General features: G+C 72.5%; 15 protein-coding genes. 9 read left to right on the top strand and 6 right to left on the bottom strand.

All coding sequences use genetic code 11. The annotated features are described in order from the left end of the window. Positions 1–123 precede the first annotated feature (123 nt). Entirely contained in the window at positions 124–1,650 is a 1,527-nt protein-coding gene (locus ABD811_RS37360; RefSeq protein ID WP_344957251.1) for a sulfatase family protein, read from the bottom strand. A gap of 148 nt (positions 1,651–1,798) precedes the next feature. On the opposite strand from ABD811_RS37360, the gene ABD811_RS37355 reads away from it, so the two are divergent. Next, a complete protein-coding gene (locus ABD811_RS37355) occupies positions 1,799–3,322 on the top strand; it encodes a family 43 glycosylhydrolase (protein ID WP_344957249.1) in 1,524 nt (507 codons plus the stop codon). Here ABD811_RS37355 and ABD811_RS37350 read toward each other — a convergent pair. Genes ABD811_RS37350 through ABD811_RS37335 form a run of 4 tightly spaced genes read right to left on the bottom strand, consistent with a single transcriptional unit; the run spans position 3,304 to position 8,396 of the window. Beyond that, positions 3,304–4,806, bottom strand: a complete 1,503-nt coding sequence (locus tag ABD811_RS37350; protein WP_344957247.1) for a glycosyltransferase family 39 protein — start codon at positions 4,804–4,806, stop codon at positions 3,304–3,306. The genes ABD811_RS37355 and ABD811_RS37350 overlap by 19 nt on opposite strands. A gap of 49 nt (positions 4,807–4,855) precedes the next feature. Continuing rightward, a complete protein-coding gene (locus tag ABD811_RS37345) occupies positions 4,856–5,833 on the bottom strand; it encodes a glycosyltransferase (protein ID WP_344957245.1) in 978 nt (325 codons plus the stop codon). Continuing rightward, positions 5,830–7,026 (bottom strand): hypothetical protein, encoded by a 1,197-nt coding sequence (locus ABD811_RS37340; protein ID WP_344957243.1) that lies wholly within the window; start codon positions 7,024–7,026, stop codon positions 5,830–5,832. Before ABD811_RS37340 ends, ABD811_RS37345 begins: the two co-directional genes overlap by 4 nt. Positions 7,027–7,040: 14 nt before the next feature. Then, positions 7,041–8,396, bottom strand: coding sequence for a hypothetical protein (locus ABD811_RS37335; RefSeq protein WP_344957242.1), 1,356 nt, complete (start codon positions 8,394–8,396; stop codon positions 7,041–7,043). Positions 8,397–8,581: 185 nt separating this feature from the next. Here ABD811_RS37335 and glf point away from each other — a divergent pair, with 185 nt between their 5' ends. From glf to ABD811_RS37295, 8 genes are all read left to right on the top strand, one after another. Next, on the top strand, positions 8,582–9,751 hold the full coding sequence (glf, locus tag ABD811_RS37330) for a UDP-galactopyranose mutase (RefSeq protein WP_344957240.1): 1,170 nt from the start codon (positions 8,582–8,584) through the stop codon (positions 9,749–9,751). Further along, the gene (locus ABD811_RS37325) at positions 9,748–11,772 is read left to right on the top strand and encodes a glycosyltransferase (RefSeq protein ID WP_344957238.1); all 2,025 of its coding nucleotides are present in this window, start codon (positions 9,748–9,750) and stop codon (positions 11,770–11,772) included. Before glf ends, ABD811_RS37325 begins: the two co-directional genes overlap by 4 nt. After that, positions 11,769–12,638 carry an ABC transporter permease gene (locus tag ABD811_RS37320; RefSeq protein WP_344957236.1) on the top strand — a complete coding sequence of 290 codons (870 nt, stop codon included), beginning with the start codon at positions 11,769–11,771 and terminating at the stop codon, positions 12,636–12,638. The genes ABD811_RS37325 and ABD811_RS37320 overlap by 4 nt, the downstream gene beginning before the upstream one ends. 2 nt (positions 12,639–12,640) lie before the next feature. Next, a complete protein-coding gene (locus tag ABD811_RS37315) occupies positions 12,641–13,501 on the top strand; it encodes an ABC transporter ATP-binding protein (protein WP_344957234.1) in 861 nt (286 codons plus the stop codon). A gap of 108 nt (positions 13,502–13,609) precedes the next feature. Continuing rightward, the gene (locus ABD811_RS37310) at positions 13,610–16,276 is read left to right on the top strand and encodes an HAD family hydrolase (RefSeq protein WP_344957232.1); all 2,667 of its coding nucleotides are present in this window, start codon (positions 13,610–13,612) and stop codon (positions 16,274–16,276) included. An 83-nt stretch (positions 16,277–16,359) separates the two neighbouring features. Continuing rightward, positions 16,360–17,361 (top strand): class I SAM-dependent methyltransferase, encoded by a 1,002-nt coding sequence (locus ABD811_RS37305; RefSeq protein WP_344957230.1) that lies wholly within the window; start codon positions 16,360–16,362, stop codon positions 17,359–17,361. Then, positions 17,358–18,905, top strand: coding sequence for a DUF2142 domain-containing protein (locus ABD811_RS37300; protein ID WP_344957228.1), 1,548 nt, complete (start codon positions 17,358–17,360; stop codon positions 18,903–18,905). Before ABD811_RS37305 ends, ABD811_RS37300 begins: the two co-directional genes overlap by 4 nt. Positions 18,906–18,951: 46 nt before the next feature. After that, a complete protein-coding gene (locus ABD811_RS37295; protein WP_344957226.1) occupies positions 18,952–19,830 on the top strand; it encodes a class I SAM-dependent methyltransferase in 879 nt (292 codons plus the stop codon). 239 nt (positions 19,831–20,069) lie between these two features. Here the strand turns inward: ABD811_RS37295 and ABD811_RS37290 are convergent, their stop codons facing one another. Beyond that, complete coding sequence (locus ABD811_RS37290) at positions 20,070–20,906, bottom strand: undecaprenyl-diphosphate phosphatase (RefSeq protein WP_344957224.1); 837 nt, start codon at positions 20,904–20,906, stop codon at positions 20,070–20,072. Between the last annotated feature and the right edge of the window lie 146 nt (positions 20,907–21,052).

Below are 21,052 nucleotides of genomic sequence, written 5' to 3'. Positions count from 1 at the left end.
TGTAAAGCGGTGCCCGGCCGCACATCTGTTGCCGTAAATGGCGAGTGACTCGCGTGAACGTGTGCCGGCCGGGCTTGCGATCTTCGTAAAGGTGGCCTGTTGCGGACCACGGGACCAGGTGGTTCAGCGGGTGCGTCCCGCGGTGTGGCACTTGGCGCCCGCACAGCGGGTCAGCGCGTACATCAGGCCGGACAGTTCCCGCGCGCGCTGCGGCGGGATCGCTTTCGCGCGGTTGTCGAGCGCGTGCGGGTGGCGTGCGAGGTCGTAGTACTCGCGCTCGCCGTTGACGTACTCGACGTACAGCTCGTTCGTGGTGCGCAGCGCGTTGTAGGTGGGGGGCGCGCCGGGGCCGGAGTCCTGCCGGTCGGGGTCCTCGCGGCTGGGCGGAGGCTTGACGTGCTCGATCAGCGCCACGTTCCGCCAGTCGTCCGGGTCCTTGCCGCGCAGGAACGGCACGAGGGAGCGTCCGTCGGTCGCGGGCGGCACGGGCACGCCCGCCAGTTCCAGGAACGTCGGGGCGATGTCGGTGTTCTGGGTGAGGGCGTCGGTCGTGCGGCCCGCCGGGACGCCCGGGCCGGTGACGACGAACGGCACCCTGATGTCGGTGTCGTAGGCCGTCATCTTGCCGCCCGCCAGCCGGTACTGGCCGAGGTGGAATCCGTTGTCGGAGCCGAAGACCAGGTAGGTGTCGCGGTCGTGGCCGGTGTTGGCGAGCGTCTGCTGGATGCGCCCGATGAGTTCGTCCACCGACTGCACCATGCGGACCCGGTCGCGGAAACCGGCGTCGATGCGGCCGATGCCGGGCTTGCGCAGCCGGGGCCGCGACCGCAGCCACGACGGCTTGTCGGCGTTGTCGGCCTCGTTGAACGACGGCGGCCGGGGCGCCGTCAGCTGCGGGAAGGCCGCGGCGTGGCGGGGCGCGGGCACGAACGGGCCGTGCGGCGCGAACGTGGCGACCTGCAGGAAGAACGGCTTGCGGTCGGCCGCGGCGCGCTGGATGAAGTCCACGCTCTTGTTCGCCAGCACGTCGGTGAGGTAGTCCTGCGGGCGGCTGCCGTAGTGGACGAGCCTGCCGTTCTCGTTCAGGTTGTAGTCGTACTCGGGGTAGCCGTTGCCGGTGACGGCCCACTCGTCCCAGCCGGGCGGCACGTACGGGCGCGGCCCGCCCTGCGTGTCGGCGGGAAGGTAGCCGTTCATGTACTTGCCCATGAGGGCGGTGCGGTAGCCGGCGCCGCGCAGGGCCGGGGCGAAGGACGCCTGCTCGCCGCCGCGCGCCTTGAACACCCCGTACCCGCCGTCGGGCGGGAAGTTGGTGCGCACGCCGGTGTTGTGCGGATACCGCCCGGTGAAGATGGTCGCGCGGGACGTGCAGCACAGCGAGTCGGCGACGACGAACCTGTCGAACGTGGTGCCCTTGCCCCGCATGTCCTGCACGCGCCGCATGTGCGGCACCAGGTCCCAGGACAGGTCGTCGGTGAGGACGAAGACGATGTTCGGCTTCTTCGGCACGGGCGTGACCGAGGGGCTTGCGCCGCCGCCGAAGGGGGACAGGTTGACGCCCAGGCACCCGGCCAGGCCGAGCGTGAGCGCCAGCAGCAGCGCGATGACGAGAGGAGGACGGGCGGTGCCGAGACGCCTGTGCCGGTACAAGTCCCGAGTCTCCTCTCCGGCGGGGATCGACCAGTAAGCGTATTAGGTTCCTCCGGAGTGGTCCGGATGCGTATTCAGTGACGAAGGAGGCCGAACCGGGCGCGCGGGCCGGGTGTTTGGCATCATGCGGGTGGCGAGGGAGTTGATCGTGGACCTGCGAGCACGCGGACCGCTGTCGTCGTTCGGCGGGCCCCACGGCAGGCCCGGCGCGCCGGTCAGCGCGCTGGTGGCGCTCGTGGTGCTGGCCGGGCTCGCGGGCATGCACGCCCCGGAGCCGGGCATGGCCGAGGCGGGCGAACGGAAGGAACCCCGGGCCGGACGGCCGTCCGCGCGGCCGTCGCCTGCGGCGAAGCCGTCGCGGGCGCCCGCGCCGCCGGTGCCGAGCCCCGCGCAGACGGCGACGCCGTTCACCGCGCCCGGGTACTCGCCCGTCAAGCCGGTGATCGACCAGTACTTCGCCGACCCGACCGTCGTCAAGGTGGCGGGCACGTACTACGCCTACGGCACCAACAGCCCCGACGCGGTGATGCCGGTGGCCACGGCCCCGTCGCCGACCGGGCCGTGGACCCGCAGGCCGGGCGACGGCCTGGCGCGGCTGCCGGCGTGGGCCGCTCCCGGGTGGACGTGGGCGCCGGAGGTCGTGCCGCCCCGTCCGGGCGGCCGCACCCACGTCCTCTACTTCTCCGCACGCCGCAACGACCGCGACATGCAGTGCATCGGTGTGGCCACATCCACCTCACCCGCAGGCCCGTTCGTACCGCTGGACGGTGAGCCGCTGGTCTGCCCGCTCGGCCTCGGCGGCGCCATCGACCCCGCCTCCTACATCGAGGAGGACGGCACCCGCTACCTGCTCTACAAGACCGACGCCCGCAGCAAGGCCGCCGTCTACCTCGTCCGGCTGACCGCCGACGGGCTGCGCCTGGCGGGCCCGCCCAAGCGCATCCTCGGCCGCGGGGCGGACGAACCCGTCCTGGTGGAGGCCCCCGATCTCGTGCGACGCGGCGGCAAGTACGTGCTGTTCTACTCGGCCGGCTGGTACTTCAAGTCGAACTACCAGACCCGGTACGCGGTCGCGTCGTCGATCGAGGGCCCGTACGAGAAGGCCCGGGGGCCACTGCTGTCGACCGGCGGGTACGGCGGCAGGGTGCGGGGTCCGGGCAGCGCCGACGTGCTCGCCGACGCCGGCGGCGACTACCTGGTCTTCCACGGCATCCAGCGGTACCTGGGCGGCTCGAAGGTGAACCGGGGCATGTACGTGGCCGCGCTCGGCTGGGACGGCGCCCGGCCCGTGGTGCGCGGCGCGCCGGTCCGCTACGAGGCCGAGCGGGCGCGGCTGAACGGGTGCGCGACGCCGCTCGCCCGGCCCCGGGCGTCCGGCGGCAAGGCCGTCGGGCCGTTCGACCGTCCGGGCTGCCCGGTCGACGTCTCGGTGTTCGTGCCGGTCGCCGGGCGGTACTCGGTGCGGATCCAGTACGCCAACTGGTCGGGCAAGAAGGCGCGCCTGGAGGTGACGGTGAACGGGGCGGCGCCGGGGCCGGTGGGCCTGCGCAGGACGAAGAAGGGCTCCTGGACGTCGGCGACCGTGCAGCGCGACATGAGCGCGGGGTGGAACACGCTGAGCCTGCGGCGCCTGGACGGCAGCGGTCAGGTGGACTACGTGGAGGTGCGGTAGGGGCCGGTCCGCTCCAGCAGGGTGAGCATGCCGCCCCGGAACCGCCACTCCCCGGCGACGCGCCACGGCCCCGTGGTGAGGACCATCTGCTCGCGCCGCCACACCACGTCGCCCTGGTGCGTGACGATCGACCTGGTGCGCATCACCCAGACGCGTTGGGAACGGATGAGGGAGCCGCGTATCTCGCGGGGGAGCAGGTCGCGTCCCTTGAGGTTCTCGGCCCGCACCGGGGACTGCGCCTGCCCGATGTCGCGCAGCCGTCCGAAGGTGCCCGGATAGGCCGCCGCGCCCCACCGGGCGATGCCCGCCAGGTAGACGATGGCGTCGCCGTCGCGTCCGTGGTCCCGCACGGCCTGCGCGGCGGCCCGGAAGTCGTCGAGACGGCTGTCCTGCTTCCGGATCGCCACGTGCTCGGGCACCGAGACGGCCGCCACGACGGCGACCGCCGCCGTCACGGCCGCCGCGCCGGCCGCCGGACGCGCCAGCGTGCCCAGGCGGGCCAGCCCCGCACCGGTCAGCAACGCCAGGGCGGGGACGCAGAAGAAGACGTAGCGCTCGGTGTACATCGGGTCGGACACCAGCGAGACGAGCACCAGCACCGCCGGGGGCAGCACCAGCCACGGCATGGCCAGGGCGGTGAGCGAGGCGGTGCCGCGCGACCGCCGGCCCGCGACCGCGCCGGCCACCGCCAGCGCCAGGACCGGCGCGACCAGCCACCGCCCGCTGGCCAGGAACTCCGGCAGCTTCTGGACGGTGTGCCACGTCGGGGTGCGCAGCCAGTCGATCTGGACCTTCTGGCCGGAAGCGGCCAGCCCGAACGGCACGAGCGGCAGCGCCGCGACGCCCACGGCCGCCGACCAGCCCGCCCACACCCGTCCGGGACGCGCGAGCCCCGGACGCGCCGCCAGCAGCGTGACGGCATGCGCGGGCACCAGCAGCACGGCGTCCAGGTTCAGCAGCCCCAGCAGCACGACGGCCGGCGCGTAACCGGCGAACCAGAGCCACGGACGCCGCGCGTCCCGCTGCACGGCCCGCACGAGCAGGTACGAGGCGAGGACGGCGGCCGCGGCCACCATCGCGTACGAGCGCGCCTCCTGCCCGTACCGCGACACCGTGACGCCGCCCGCGTACGCCAGCCCGGCCAGCAGCCCGGCGAGCGGGCCGTGGCAGCGCCGCCCCAGCACCGCGACCCCGGCGGCCGCCGCGGCCGTGGCCAGCGCGCTGGGCAGCCGCAGCGACACCTCGCCCGTGCCGAACACCGCCGCCCACGGCCGCATGATCAGGTAGTAGGGGGCGTGGACGAGGTCCAGGTCGTCGAAGACCCGCAGCATGTCCGCGACGGGACGGCCGGCCAGGCTGACCGTGGCGGACTCGTCCAGCCAGAACGACGGCCCGCCGATGCCGGCCAGCGTCACCGCCAGCGCGACCAACGCGGGCAGCAGCGGCATCAGCCGGACCGCCCGGGACGGCGTGCGATGGTCCACGGCACGCACGTGATGATCAGACGTCGCGAGGGACATCTGGGGATGATGCCTAAGAACGCGGCGGTTCGTCCACGGAGCGCGACGCATCATTCACGACGTCCACTTCCGCGTTCACCCCCACGTCGCGCAGCAGCGCCGCCGTCGGCCGGGGCCGGGACAGCACCCCGTCCCTGATCCCCCGGAGCAGGGCACGGCGCAGAACCGTCCGGTCCGAGGACGCGGCGAACGTGCGCGACCAGCGCCGCAGCGTCGACCCGGCGTACAGGACGCGCTCCGGCGGCGACAGCCCGGGACTGCCGGTGAACAGCCAGATCTTGTTGCGGACCTCGTAGAAGAAGCGGTCGCCGGGGTCGGTCTCGGTCCCGCCGAACGCCCGGGTCTTGTGGACGACCACGCTGTCCGGGCACAGCAGCCCGCGGCGGCCGCGCAGCAGCCGGGTGGTGAACTCGAAGTCGTCGTTCCACAGGAAGTAGTCGGCGACCGGCAGCCCGCGTTCCCGCACGACGGCCGCGTCCACCAGCACCGACACGAACGACGCGGAACGGATCGGCACGCACCCCGCCGCCTGCGCGACCTCCCGTTCCGCGGCCGGGACGCGGGGCTTGGCGCGCGGCGTGTTCATCGGATGGTCGCGGCCGTCGGTCCACACGACCCGGCTGGCGACCAGCGTGGGCGCGCCGTCGTCGGCGGTGGCGCGCCCGCGCGCGTCCAGCAGCGCCCGCAGGGCGCCGGGCTCGGGGACGGTGTCGTCGTCCAGCAGCCACAGCAGGTCGGCGCGCCTGTCCAGCGCCCGCGCCATGCCCGCGCCGAACCCGCCCGCGCCGCCGACGTTGCGGGGCAGCTCCAGCAGGTCGACGTCCGGGAAACGGTCGCGGACCATCGCCGCGGTGCCGTCCGACGAGGCGTTGTCCACCACGACGATCCGGTCCGGGACGCGGGTCTGGGCGAGCAGCGCGGTCAGCGACTCGGCCAGCAGGTCACGCCGGTTGAAGGTGACGACGACGGCCGTCACGGCCGCGACGCTCACGGGGTGCGCCTTCCGGCGGCGCGGCGGGCCGCCCGTTGCAGGCCGGGCGACGGCGACGCGGCCGTCTCGATGAGCTGGTCCAGGTTGCGCCGCACGTTCGCCAGCTCGCTGTGCAGGTGGGCCAGGCCGATGCGTTCGTTGGCCTCGGCGACGCGTTCCAGCAGGTAGGCGGCGACGGCGACGGACCCGGTGGCGATCAGCTCGTCCGGCACGTCCCCGGGCAGCAGCGTGGCCTGCGGGGAACGCGAGGTGGTCAGCTCGTCCAGGTCGCCGACGATCCGGTAGCCGGACGCGCGCAGCGAGCCGGCGAGCGCGCGGGTGCGGTCGGCGGCCCAGGCGGCGTGCCGGTCGGGCAGGCCCATGGGGGTGCGGCCGGCGTCCTCGGCGGCGTCGGCCAGCCCGGCGCCGACGAGGTGGTCGCGCACGGCCCGTTCGTAGTCGGCGCCCAGCGCGGGCCCGATCTTGACGTTGAGGCGGCGCAGCAGCTCGGCCTCGACCACCGACAGCGGCTCCTCGGCGGGGATGCCCGCCACGTCGTAGGCGGCCGGGTCGAGCCCGGTGAGCCGGCAGTACCGCTTCCACAGCTGCTCGGGACGCGCCCCCGGCGGCGGCAGCGTGATGACGTGGATCCGTTCGCGCGGCACGGCCGACTCCCACGTCCGCAGCACCCGCACCGGGTCGTGCAGGCCCCAGAACATCGGCCCGTACGGTTCGGGCGCGTCGATGCCCAGCTCGACCAGGTCGTCGACGAACCGCTCGAAGGTGATGGTGTGGGCGTGCCGAAGCTGGGCCTGCCAGTCGAGGATCAGCTGCCAGCCCAGGTCGCGGGTGATGAACACCACGTGCACCTCGGCCGGTTCCAGCGCGGCCACGGCCCGTTTGACCTGCTGCTCGGTGGCGCCGCCGAGCAGCTCCTGGGAGAACAGCACGGTGGGCCCGTCCCAGTCGCGGGCGCGGCGGGCCACGCGTTCCCACGCGCCGTCCCAGGCGGGGTCGCGGCGGCCTCCCCACGACATCTCGCGCAGGTCCATGACCGCGCCGAAGTGCTCGCCCGGCCCCCCGAGCGGGTAGCAGGCCCCGGCGTCGCCGAGCCGCGCCCGGTTCTTCCACAGCGCCCGCTGCAGGAAGTCCGCGCCGGCGCTGGGCGCGCCGACGTGCAGGAAGACGGACTTGGCGGATCGATCTTCGGCCATGTGCGCGCTCACCTTCACTCGCTGTCGGCGCGGTCGTCCGGGGCCGCGGGGGCGTCCGGGGCCGCGGTGGCGTCCGGGCGGGCGCCGGTCCGGGCCTGGATGCGGCGGTAGGCGCCGCCCAGCCGCCGGACCGCAGGGTAGCGCCGCATGCCGCGGGCGGCGCGCGTGGTGAGCGGGGCCGCGTCCCGGACCATCCGCGCGGTCAGGTCGCCCAGCGCGGCCGTGTCGGCGGACAGCTCGTCGAGCCGCTCGCGGACGGTCGCGTCGCCGCCGGGCGTCGCCGCCGCCTGCCGCTCGCGGTCCAGGAGCCGCCCCAGCAGCGCGGCGACCGCGTCGGTGCCCACGTCGGCGGCCTCGGCCCAGCGCGGGGCGTCCGGGTGCGGCGCGGGCGGGGCGCCGGGCGGGGTCTCGTACCCGGGGATCAGCTCGTACAGGTCGCCGACGACGCGGTAGCGGGCCGCGCGCAGCGCCTCGACGGTCTCCACGGCCCGTTCCACCGCCCAGGGCAGGTGCTCCCCGGGCAGCTTGATCTTGATGGGGGAGGGCCGCCGGGTGAGCACCTCCTGCGCCAGGAACAGCTTGACCTCGTCGTTGAAGACGTGCCAGCCGACCCGGTCCTCCAGCCCCTCGTTCAGCAGCCGCAGGAACTGCGTCTCCGCCAGGCCCAGCGACGGGTTGGCGAACGTGGCGGACAGGTCGCAGGCGGCGGGGTTCAGGCCGACGGCCTCGCAGAACCGCAGCCACAGCAGGTCGCGGGGCGCGCCGGGCCGCGGCAGCGTGACGACGTGGACCCGCTCGGGCGGCAGCCGCGCGCCCCACCGGGCGAGCACCGCCACCGGGTCCTGCAGCCCCCAGAACAGCCGCGCGGCCTCGAAGTTCTCCCAGTCGGGCCGCGACAGCGCGTCGACGAACTCGTCGAACGACCAGGTGAAGCGGTTCTTGACGTCCTCCTGCCAGTGCGCCGGGATCTGGCGGCCCAGGTCACGCGCGGTGAACAGGACGTGCACCTCGGCGAACTCCAGGTCGGCCAGCGCCTGCGCCACCCATCGCGGATGGGTGGGGGCGAACAGCTCCTGGGAGATGATCGTCGTCCCGGGCCAGTCGCGCGCGGCGTCCACCAGTTCGCGCCACGCGCCCCGCACCGTCGGGTCGGTGGCGCCGCGGAAGAACGTGCGGCGCAGGTCGAAGGCGGCCCTGACGTGGGCGGCGAAGTCGCGGCCCGGGTACAGCACGCCCTCGGCGCGCAGCCGCTCACGGTTGTGCCACAGCACCGTCTGCAAGTATGTGGTGCCGCTCTTGGCCGCCCCCACGTGCAGGAAGACCACGGGACGGTCGCCCGAGCGCACGCTGCCGGAAGGGGTCGGGGCCACGGAGATCCTCGTTGACGTACGCGTCGACGTGCGAATCCTCACGCCCGTCGACGGGCGGATCCTCACGGACTTGCACCTGTACCAATGGAACCCCGGGTATCTTAGCCCCGAATCAGTACCGATTGGCCGATACCAGGCCCTTGCCAGACTCCCCCGAATCCCCCCGCGGAGACGGACGTCGTCCTGTGAATGTTGATCTTGTAGTCGCCGGGTCCGGGTTCTTCGGGCTCACGGTGGCCGAACGCTGCGCTGCCGAGCTGGGCCTGCGGGTGCTGGTGCTGGAGCGTCGCGGGCACATCGGCGGCAACGCCTACAGCGAGCCCGAGCCGGAGACCGGCATCGAGGTCCACCGTTACGGCGCGCACCTGTTCCACACCTCCAACGAGCGGGTGTGGGAGTACGCCCGCCGGTTCACCGCGTTCACCGGGTACCGGCACCAGGTGTACTCGACCTTCAAGGGCCGGGTGTACCCGATGCCGATCAATCTGGGCACGATCTGCGCCTACTTCGGCCGGGTGTTCTCCCCGGACGAGGCGCGGGCGCTGATCGCCGAGCAGGCGGCCGAGGTGAGCGACCCGGCCAACCTGGAGGAGAAGGCGATCTCGCTGATCGGGCGGCCGCTGTACGAGGCGTTCATCCGCGGTTACACCGCCAAGCAGTGGCAGACCGACCCGCGGGAGCTGCCGGCGGAGGTCATCGCCCGGCTGCCGGTCCGGTACACCTTCGACAACCGCTACTTCAACGACACCTATGAGGGCCTGCCGGTCGACGGGTACACCGCGTGGCTGGAGCGGATGGCCGACCATCCGCGCATCGAGGTGCGGCTGAACGCCGACTTCTTCGACGTGCGCGACGAGGTGGTCGGCAACGTGCCGGTGGTGTTCACCGGGCCGCTGGACCGCTACTTCGGTTACGTGCACGGTGAGCTGGGGTGGCGCACGCTGGACTTCGAGACCGAGGTCAAGGAGACCGGCGATTTCCAGGGCACGGCGGTGATGAACTACGCCGACGAGGACGTGCCGTACACGCGGATTCACGAGTTCCGGCACTTCCATCCCGAGCGCGACTGGTATCCGTCCGACCGGACGGTGATCATGCGGGAGTACTCGCGGTTCGCCGCCCGTGACGACGAGCCGTACTACCCGATCAACACCCCGGCCGACCGAGACCGGCTGCTGGCCTACCGGCGGCTGGCGCGGGGCCAGGACGGCGTGCTGTTCGGCGGGCGGCTGGGCACCTACAAGTACCTCGACATGCACATGGCCATCGCCGGCGCGCTCAGCATGGTCGACAACAAACTGCGCCCCCACTTCACGGAGGGAGCGCGTCTCGTGACCGGAGGAGTGGACGAGTGACCGAGGTGACCGGCGCGCCCAGTAACCTGCGCGTGCTCCAGCGCGTGGTCATGCCAGTGGACCGCGACCTGGACGTGCTCAAGCTGTACGTGGAGGGCCGCATCGCCCGGGGCGCCGAGGCGCTGGAGGCCGAACGCGCCGCGGAGAACGACATCGCCAGGGCCGCCGAACTCCCGGTCGACGTCGCCGCCGAGGACGTGGGGCGCCGCACCGTCGTCGTCCCGATCGGACGGCGCGTGTCGTTCGCCACCTACTTCAACGCCTTCCCGGCCAGCTACTGGCGGCGCTGGACGAGCATCGAGGACGTGCTCCTGCGGGTCCGGGTGCGCGGCCAGGCCACCGTGATCGTCTACCGGTCGTCCGCCAAGGGCCACATCCAGCGGGTGGCCTCGGTGCGGATCGACTCCGAGGAGCCGCGCGAGGAGACGTTCCGGCTGTCGCTGCAGCCGTTCATCGACGGCGGCTGGTACTGGCTGGACGTGCTGGCCGGGGAGCGCACCGCCGTGCTGGAGCGGGCCGACTGGTGCGCCGAGCCGGACGGGGAGCAGCCGGTCCGGCAGGGCCGGGTCAGCCTGGGCATCACCACGTTCAACCGGCCCTCGTTCTGCGTCGACCAGCTGATCGCGCTCGGTGGCGCGCCCGAGGTCCTGGAGATCCTCGACGAGATCTACGTCGTCGACCAGGGCACGCAGAAGGTCCGCGACCACGAGAACTACCCGCGCGCCGCCGCGCTGCTCGGCCCGCGGCTGCGCGTCATCGAGCAGGCCAACCTGGGCGGTTCGGGCGGGTTCGCCCGCGCCATGGACGAGACGCTGCGCGCCGGCAAAAGCGACTACGTGCTCCTGCTCGACGACGACGTGGTCACCGAGACCGAGGGCATCCTGCGCGCGGTGGCGTTCGGCGACCACGCCCGCACGCCCACGATCGTCGGCGGGCACATGTTCAACCTGTTCGTCCGGTCGCAGCTGCACGCCTACGGCGAGAGCATCCAGCGGTACCGGTGGTGGTGGGAGGAGGCGCCGCACACCCGGCGCGAGCACGACTTCGCCCGTCCCGCCAACCCGCTGACGGCCAAGCAGACCAGCACCGGCAGCCTGCTGGAGACGCCGTGGCTGCACCGCCGCGTCGACGTCGACTACAACGGCTGGTGGATGTGCCTGATCCCGGTCGACGTCATGCGCAAGGTCGGCCTGTCCATGCCGATGTTCATCAAGTGGGACGACGCCGAGTACTGCGTGCGCGCCGGCGCCGCGGGCTTCCCGACCGTCTCGCTGCCCGGCATGGCCGCCTGGCACGTCCCGTGGCAGGACAAGGACGACGGCATCGACTGGCAGGCCTACTTCCACGAGCGCAACCGGCTGGTGACCGCGCTGCTGCACTCGCCGTACGAGCGGGGCGGCAACCTGCTCAAGGAGAGCCTGATCATCTCGGTCAAGCACGCGCTGGCCATGCAGTACTCCACCGCCGAGCTGATGCTGCAGGCGATCGAGGACGTGCTGCGCGGACCGGACCACATGCACGCCGAGATCGCCGGGAAGCTGCCGCAGATCCTGGCGTTCCGGGCCGCGTTCCCCGACGCCCAGAACCGGTCCAGCCACGAGGAGTTCCCGCAGGTCAAACGGCGGCGGCCGCCCAAGCGCGGACGCGACCCGCGGCCCCCGCGCGGCCGCGCCGCGCTGCTGGCCAGCGCCGCGTTCGGCACCCTCAAGCAGCTGCGCCCGGTGGACGCCGCCACGCGCGACAACCCGCAGACCGTCATCCCGCACATCGACCGGCACTGGGGCGTGCTGTCGAAGTTCGACAGCGCCCTGGTGTCCTCGGCCGACGGCACGAAGGTGGCCTGGTACCAGCGCGACCCCGAGCGGTTCAAGCAGATCATGAAGCGCACGTCGCTGCTGCACGCCCGGCTCACCCGCGAGTGGTCCGACCTGAGCCGCCGCTACCGCGCCGCCATGCACGACCTGGCCGCCCCCGAGACCTGGCGCCGCACCTTCGACGCCGCGGACGCCGGGGACCGATGACGGCGGCTCCGGCACGGGCCGACGACCGGCTGCGCCCGCCCGAGGCCGACGGCGGGCTGGCGCAGGTGTTCCGGCGCCGCTACCTGCTGCGGCTGCTGGTGCGCCGGGAGCTGAAGGCCCGCTACAAGGGGTCGCTGCTGGGGCTCGGCTGGTCCTACGTGCGGCCCGCCGTGCATTTCGCGGTCTACTTCTACATCATCGGCGTGTTCATGGGCATGGACCGGGCGGTCCAGCACTTCCCCGTCTACCTGTTCTCCGGGATGGTGCTGGTCAACCTGTTCACCGAGACGCTGCACTCGTGCACCCGCTCGGTCACCGGCAACGCGCCGCTGGTCAAGAAGGTGTTCCTGCCGCGCGAGCTGTTCCCGGCGGCGTCGCTGCTGGTGTCGCTGGTGCACTTCCTGCCCGGCTTCGTCATCCTGCTCGCCGCGTCGACGTCGTACGGGTGGCGGCCGTCGCCGGCCGCCCTGGGCGCCGCCGTGCTGGGCTTCGCGATCGTGGGCACGCTGGGCCTGGGCCTCGGGCTGATGTGCGCCGCGATCAACGTGTACTTCCGGGACCTGGAGCAGGTCGTCGACATCCTGATGATCGTCATCACCTGGACGGTGCCGATGATCTACCCCTGGACGCACGTGCGCGACCAGGCCCCGGACTGGGTGCTGGACGCCTACCTGGCCAACCCGCTCGTCTCGGCGGTCAGCCTGTTCCAGCGGGCGTTCTGGTTCCCCGGCACCCGGCAGGACTTCGCCTTCCCGCCCGACCTGTACGCGCGGGCCGCCGTGTCGCTGGCCGTGGCGCTGGTCGTGCTGGTGGCCGGGAAGCTGCTGTTCGCCCGCGCCCAGCGCCGCTTCGCCGAGGAGCTGTAGCCGTGAGCAGTGACTTCGTGGGCAGTGACGCCTTGAGCAGTGACGCCGTGGAGTCCCCTCCGTCGATCGTCATCGACCGGGTCAGCAAGCGGTTCACGCTGCGGCACGCCCGCTCCATCAAGGAGATGACGGTGCGGGCGATGCGGCGGGAGAAGCTGTCGGAGAGCTTCAACGCGCTGGACGACGTCAGCCTGACCGTGCGTCCCGGCGAGACCGTGGCGCTGATGGGGCTGAACGGCTCGGGCAAGAGCACCCTGCTCAAGCTGATCTCCGGGGTGATGCGGCCGGACCGGGGCCGGGTGCTGGTGCGCGGCCGGATCGCCGGGCTGATCGACGTCGGGGCGGGCCTGCATCCCGAGCTGACCGGCCGGGAGAACGTGTACCTCAACGCGGCCATCCTCGGCATGGGCGAACGCGAGATCCGCGCCAAGTTCGACCAGATCGTCGAGTTCTCCGGCGTGCAGCGCTTCCTCGACAACCAGGTGAAGTTCTACTCGTCCGGCATGTTCATGCGGCTGGCGTTCGCCATCGCCGCGCACACCGAGCCGGACATCTTCCTCATCGACGAGGTGCTGGCCGTCGGCGACCCGCCGTTCCGGGAGAAGTGCCTGGCGCGCATCCGCGAGCTGCGCGGCGAGGGCCGCACCATGGTGATCGTCGCGCACGACATCCGGATGCTGACGGAGCTGTGCGACCGCGGCGTGATGATGCGGGACGGACGCAAGATCTTCGACGGGGACGTGGCGGAGGCCGGTTCGCTGTGGCGCGAGGACCGGCAGGCCCGCCGCGTGGCGGCCACGGTCGGCCATGGCGGGACGCCCGGACCCGGCGGCGCCGCCGGACATAATGGGGCGGCTCCCTGAATTTCCCGCGATGACGGAACGCGTCGATGCATAACGCGTCGATAGGGTGTCCGCACCATCATCGGCACGCCGGGGGCACGGCAGGTACGGCAGCAGGAGGGGACGGCGTTGGCTGAGCACGAGATCGGGTGCCCGCTGCTGGAGGAGGTCCATCGCATCGTCGCCGACAAGCAGTGCGCGGTGCTGTCCCTGGACATCTTCGACACCCTGCTGTGGCGGCGGGTACCGCGGCCCACCGACGCGTTCGCGCTGCTGGCGGCCCGGCTGCGCGCCGAGGGCCTGTGCCCGCCCTGGGTCACCGACGCCACGTTCCGCCGCATGCGGATCGCCGCCGAGCGCGCCGCCCGCCGCGGCCGCGACGCCATGGGCAGCGAGGTGTCGCTGGCCGACATCTGGCGCGCCATGCCCACCGACGTGTTCCCGGGCGCCGTGCTCGACCAGCTCGTCGAGGCCGAGGTGCGGCTGGAACGCGACGTCACCGTCGTCGACCTGGACATCGCCGCGGTCGTGCGCGCCGCCCGCAAGCAGGACATCCAGATCGTGCTGGTGTCCGACACCTACTTCACCGAGGACCACCTGTCGCTCCTGCTCGACCGGCCCGAGCTCGGCCCGATGCAGGACGTCACCATCTTCCGCTCCAACCAGCACGGCACCGACAAGGCGTCCGGCCTGTGGGAGATCGTGCTGCGCGAGCTGGACCGCAGCCCCCGGCAGATCGTGCACATCGGCGACAACGAGACCGCCGACGACGAGGTCCCGGCCGAGCTGGGCGTGCGCACCGTCCACTACCGCAGGCTCGACGAGGCCTACGAGGAGGTGCTGCGGCGCGAGCGCGAACCGGTGGACGACCTCGACACGCACGCCCCCGACCTGGACGAGGTCCACGGCGACTTCGGCCTGACCAGCCTGCGCGCCAAGACGATCCACGCCGGCGGCCCGCACGCCACCTCCGCCCTGGACACCGCCTGGCGCTACGGCGCGGGCGTGCTCGGCCCGGTGCTCACCGGGTTCGCCGAGTGGGTCGCCGCCCGCGCGCACGCGTCCGGCACCCGCCTGCTGTGGTGCCCCATGCGCGAGGGCGAGCTGCTCTCCCAGATGATCAACAACGCGGCGCGGACCCGCGGCTGGGACGTCGAGGCGCGCCCCGTCTGGCTGTCCCGGTTCGTCACCTCGCTGGCCGGGCTCGACCCGTTCGACACCGGCGCGGTCCACGCGTTCGTGCGCAGCGGCTACCAGATGACCGTCCGGCAGGTGCTGTCGGTGCTGGAGCTGCAGGCGGGCGAGGTGCCCGGCCTGGCCACCGAGCTCGACACCGTCATCGACAACGGCGACATCGCCGAACGCGTCGCCCGCGCGCTGACCGAGACGCCGCACCTGCGCAACCGGCTCGCCGTCACCGTCACCGCCGCCCGGGAACGGATGATCAGGTCGCTGCGCGAGGCGGGCGCCCTCGACGACGGCGCCGAGCTGACCCTGGTGGACCTCGGCTGGGGCGGCACCATCCAGCTCCAGCTGGCCCGGGCGCTGCGCATCGCCGGGATCGACGTCGCCCCCGCCGGGCTGTACCTGGCCACCGACAACCGGTCCGAACGCGTCTACCTGGCCGGGCTGCGCGCCGAGGGCTACCTGGCGCAGGCCGGGCACCCCGAACGCGTCGCCACGACCGTCACCCGCAGCCCCGAGATCGTCGAGCAGTGCGTCAACGCGCTGTGCGGGTCGCTGGTCGGGTTCGAGGAGGACGGCTCCCCGATCCTCGGCGAGACGTTCGATGCGCCGTCGCAGAACGCCGAGCGACGCGCCGTCCAGGACGGCATCCTGGCCTTCCAGCGCAACTGGAACCGGTACGCGACGGCCGCCGAGGGCCACTGGCCCGACCTGGCCGAGCCGCAAGCCGCCCGCGACCGCCTCGCCCGGATCCTGGTGGCGGCCCTGGAGGCGCCGACCCCCGCCGAGGCCGCCGTCTTCGGCAACTGGGCGCACGAGGACAACTTCGGCTCCGACCTGGTCACCACGCTGCTGCCGGACGACCTGCGCGCCGCCGTGCCGTACCTGTCCGCCAACGACCTGGCCGACCTGCACATGCGCGACTCGTTCTGGCCCGGCCTGATCGCCGCGTCCGACCCGCAGCTCGGCGCGCTCACCCGCGTCATCGCCGACGGCCACCTCGACCGCCGGGCGCTGGAACCGGCCGGGGAGCCCGTCGACACCCGGCTGCGCTACCGCACGGTGGACGACCGCTGGCACGAGACGATCCGCTGCCGCGTCCGCGTCAACCACAACGGGCTGTCGTTCGCCCGGCTGCGCTTCGAGCACCACGACACCGTCGACATCTCGCTGGCCATCCCCGGCCGTCCCGCGATAGTGCGGGTGGACTGGATCGAGGCCAGGGTCATCGCGGGCGGCCGCCGCCGCGAGCAGGTGCTGCGCTGGGACAAGCCGGAGGACTTCGTCGGCCTGCACTACGCCGACTGCCGCTACCTCGGCGGCAACCTGATGGAGTTCTTCGCCCCGCACGCCGCCGTGTGGCTGCCGATCGCCCGCCGCGCCGGGGAACCCGTCGTGTCGTCCGGCCAGGTCAGCGTCGCCTTCGCCATGCTGCCGCAGTCGATGAGCGGGATGGCCCCGCGCATGCCCGTCGACAGGCGCGCGGAGATGTCGGCCCGCGCGGCCCGCCTGTCGGACCGGCTGCGCCAGGAGTACCGCAGCGCGGGCGTCAAGGGCGTGGCGGCCGGGGCGAGCCGCGTCGCCAAGCGCAAGCTGGGAGGTGCGTCCTGAACCCGGCCGAGATCGCCGGCTCGCGCGACGACCCGCACCGGCAGGCCCGCGCCGCCCGCGAGCAGTCGCCGCTGCTGCACTCGATGTCGGTGTTCCGCGAGCTGTTCGAGCTGGTCTTCGCGCACCGCCAGGTGGCCGCCGTCGTCGAGGTCGGCGTGGAGTCCGGCCAGGTCAGCGCCGTCTACGCCGACCTCGGCGCCACCGTGTACTGCGTCGAGCCGAATCCGGACGAGCGGCTGCGCGAGTTCCTGTCGGCGCACCCCCGGCTCAACCTGGTCGAGGGGACGTCCCCGGAGATCCTGGGCGAGCTGCCCGCCGCCGACCTGTACGTGCTGGACGGCGACCACAACTACGCCGTCGTCCGCCGCGAGCTCGCCTGGATCATGGAGCACGCCCCGGACGCCGTCGTGGTGCTGCACGACGTGCTGTGGCCGTGCGGCCGCCGGGACTTCTACTACCAGCCGTCCCCCCTGCCGCCCTCGGACGTGCACGACTCGACCCGCGACGGGCCGACCGTCTGGCACGACGAGGTCACCCCGGCCGGATTCGTCGGCGACGGCGCGTACACCGTCGCGACGCACGCGGGCGGCGAACGCAACGGCGTGCTCACCGCCGTCGAGGACGCGCTCGCCGACGACGGCGCGGGCTGGCGTTTCGAGATCGTCCCGGCGGTTTTCGGGTTCGGCGTGCTCGCCCGCGACGGCGTCCCCGGCACCGCGGAACTGTTCGCGGCGCTGCGGCCGTACACGTCCTCCGCCCTGCTCGCCGCCATGGAGAACAACCGGATCGGGCTCTACACCCGGGTGCTGCAACTGCAGTACGAGGCGCGGACCCACGCCGACGACGCCAACCGGCTCGCCGAGACCATCGCCGCGCAGCAGCGGGAGATCGAACGGCTGCGCGGCGAACTCGACCGGGCCAACGCCGAGATCGCGACCCGGCGGCACGAGCTGCAGGGGCTGCGCGACGAACTGGCCCGGCGGTCGGCTCCCAGCCGCGCCGCGCCGCCCGAGCTCGGCACCGCCGTCACCCAACTGGGGAGGGCCATATCCGCCCGCGTGCGCAGGGACCCGGACTCACGATGAACCCGGCGCCGCCGTCCCGGTTGATCGCGATCCTGGCCTTCGTCGGCTTCTTCGCGGTCGGCGGCGGCTGGGCGATCGCCATGCCCTGGGACGGGGGGCCGGACGAGCAGGCGCACATCACCCGCGCGGCCGGCGTGGTCGGCGGAGACGTCGCCGCATCGCCGGAGTACCTCACCGTGCCCGGCTTCCCGCGGCCGCTGCCGGGCACCCACCAGACCGTCCCGTCCGGCGTCCTGCGGCAGTCACCCGCCTGCTTCGCGTTCAAACCCGAACAGTCCGCGAGCTGCCTGGACGAGACCGCCCCGTCGCCGCGTCCGCACGCGCCCGCGGACGGGTTCTCCGCCACGGGCCGCTACCACCCCACCTACCACGCGGTGGTCGGCTGGCCGCTCAGGCTGTGGCCCGACGACACCGGCCTGCTGCTCGCCCGGCTGCTCAGCGCGGCCCTGTCGGCGGCGTTCCTCGCCGCCGCGACGTACAGCGTCCTGGCCTGGTCACGGCGGCCGTTCCTGCTCGCCGGGCTGCTGGTCGCCGCCACCCCCATCGCGCTGCACCTGACCGGTGTGATCAACCCGAACGGGCTGGAGGTCTCCGCGGCGATCGCGATGTGGACGGCCCTGATCCCCCTCGTCCTCGGCGACGGGCCCGTCGACCGGCGGCTGCTGGTCCTGGCCGGCGTCGCCGCCGCCGTCGTGACCTGGACCCGTCCCTCCGGCCCCCTGGCCGTCGCGCTGGCCCTCGCCGTCCTGGTCGGCACCGCCGGACGCGTCCGCGTCGCCCGGCTGGCCCGCGACCGCGGCGCCCGGCTGTTCGCCCTGGTCGTCGCCGTGGCGGGCCTGACCTCGGGCATCTGGACGCTCGCCATGAAGGCCACCGAGCTGGTGCCGGTCTCCGGCGGCGCCGGGCTCGGCCCCGCCGACGCGCTGCGCGTCGTCGCCGTGGAACGCACGTACTTCTACCTGAAATCCATGGTGGGCCAGTTCGGCTGGCTGGACTTCAACATGCCGGGCGCCTTCTACGCCGTCTGGTTCGCCGCGGCCGGCTTCCTCCTGGTCGCCGCACTGGCCGCGGGCACCCGCGGCGACCGGCTCCGCCTCCTGCTCGCCGTGACCGGCGCGTTCGCCCTGCCCCTGGAAATGGACATCCTCGGCGCCGAGTCCGACGGCATGGTGGCGCAGGGCCGCTACATCCTGCCCGCCGCGGTCGGCGCCGCCCTGCTGGCCGCGTACACCATCGACGAACGCGGCCTGCTCACCCGGCCGTTCGCCCCCTCGGTGACCCGCTGGCTCGCGGCGGCCGTGCTCCCCGCGCACCTCGTGGGACTGGCGTACACCATGATCAGGTACCAGCACGGCCTGCGCCCCGACGTCCCCACCCTGAACCCGCTCACCGGCGAGTGGCATCCCCCGCTGGGCTCGGCCACAGCCCTCCTGACGGCGACGGCCGGCCTGATCGCCCTCGGCACGATGATCTGGCTGTGCACCCGCGCCACCCGGGAGACCGCCGTCCTGCCGCCACGTCGAACACCGACCGCCGCGCTCTGAGCAGTCGGCGATCGGGGCCCGTAATTCCCAGGGAAAGGAGCCGTGAATGACCGACTACGTCGCGACCATCGCCATGCACCAGGAAACCTGGGGGACCTTCCTCGAACCCGACCCGTCCCTGGCCGACGTCGAAGACCTGCACGAGGCGCTGGGCATTCCCATCTACAGCGGTCACCACGCCCCGCTGAAGGCGTTCGCGGGACACAACACGATCTTCGACCGCATCACCACGCGGATCGAGTCGTCGCAGGTGGCCTACGAGGACCAGTGCAGCGCCAACCACTACTTCGACATCTTCTCCCGCGTCGAGCGCACCCACCTGGAGCTGACCCGGCTCGTCGACGTCGGCGTCTTCATGGGCGGCTCGTCCAGCGTCCTCGCCGGCTGCGTGGAGCCGATGGGGCTGGAACTCGACCTCGTGGACGTCAACCACGCCTACCTGCAGTTCACGCGCGAGCGCCTGCGCCGCCTGTTCCCGAACGCGATGTCGCGCGTCCGGATGTTCCACGGCGACCTGCCGACCTACGTCAGCACCGTGCTGACGTCGGAGCCGCAGACCCGCGCGTTCGTCCACCACGACGGCGCCCACGACTTCAACCAGGTCGTCAAGGACCTCAGCTCGCTGTACTTCGTCCGCGACCGCGTGCACGGCCTGGCCATCCAGGACACCCACCTGCGCGGCTCCATCGAGCACAACAACTTCGTGGACGCCGCCGTGTACGCCATGTTCGGCGTCGGCGTCCACTACGAACCGCTCGGCGCCAACTTCCCGGCCGGCGACCCGGTCACCCACCCCAACCAGTGGAACGGCAACTACTTCCTCGCCGGCCAGTCCGAAGGCATGTACATCCCCTTCGCCGACCTCGAATGGAAGTACCCCCACCCCTCCATGGACCTGGAAACCTTCCTCCCCACAAAAGCCTGAGCCTTTGCGTCACCGCGTGGCCTCTCCCACTCCCAAGAGGCTGCCGCCCACCCCACAGCAGCCGCGTCGGCGGAATGTCCGCCGCCTTGCTCGGCATCGGCGCTGGTGCCTGCGGGACGGCGTCGGTGCCGTCCGGTCGGGCACCAGCGCGCCGGGCGCGGGTCTCGACGTCATTGGTGGCCGGGTCTCAGGTCGGCGGCGACTCCCGGTCCGTTGTGGTGAAGTCGCGCGGCGGGGGGTCAGGAGGCGGAGAGTGTGCCGGTGGCGACCAGGGTGAGGACGATGAGGCCGAGGATTACCCGGTAGCCGATGAAGACGGTGTAGGTGTGCTTGGCGACGAACTTCAGCAGCCAGGCCACGGCGATGTAGGCCACGATGAAGCTCACCGCCGTGGCGGTGAGCGTCGCGGGCCAGCCGACACCCCGGGAGATCGCGTCGTACTCGTCGACGATCTGCAGCCCCCCGGCGGCGGTCAGCGCGGGCACTGACAGGAAGAACGACAGCTTGGTGACCGTGACCCGATCGAGGCCGCGCAGCAGGCCCGCGGACATCGTCGCGCCCGAACGGGACACCCCCGGGATCAGCGCCAGGCACTGAACGATCCCGATGATCAAGGTGTCCTTCCAGGTCACGTCCTTCTCGTTCCGGGCCTGCGTGGCGGTCCTGTCGGCGAAGTACATCACCCCGCTCCACAGGATCAGCGCTGAGCCGACGAACCACAGGTTCCGCAGCGTCGTCTCGATCTGCTCCTTGAACAGCAGGCCGACGATGCCGATCGGAATCGCGCCGAGCCCCACGGCCCATGCCTGGCGGTAGTCCAGATCGTCCCGGTACTCGCGGCGGAACAGGCCGCGCAGCCACGCGCCGATCAGCCGTGCGAAGTCGGCACGGAAGTACAGCAGCGTCGCCAGAACCGCACCGACCTGAATGATCGCGGTGAACGCCGTGATGTCAGAATCGTCGGGAGAATATCCGAGCAGGCTCTCCAGAATCGTCAGGTGCCCGGTGCTGGATATCGGCAGGAACTCGGTCAGCCCCTCCACGGCACCGAGGAAAACCGCTTCCAGAATGTTCAAAGGTGACCCTCGTATTCGTTCATCGGTGTACGCCACGGCACGAGCGCGGTCGTCCACGACCGGCTCGATCGCATGCTCAGGCGGTGTGTGCCGCTCGCCGTACAGTCACCACGGACGGGGAACTCCCTCAGCGTCGGGAGAGACAG

The organism is Actinomadura miaoliensis, assembly GCF_039536785.1.
Lineage (GTDB): Bacteria > Actinomycetota > Actinomycetes > Streptosporangiales > Streptosporangiaceae > Spirillospora > Spirillospora miaoliensis.
This window is presented reverse-complemented; position numbering and strand designations above follow the sequence as displayed.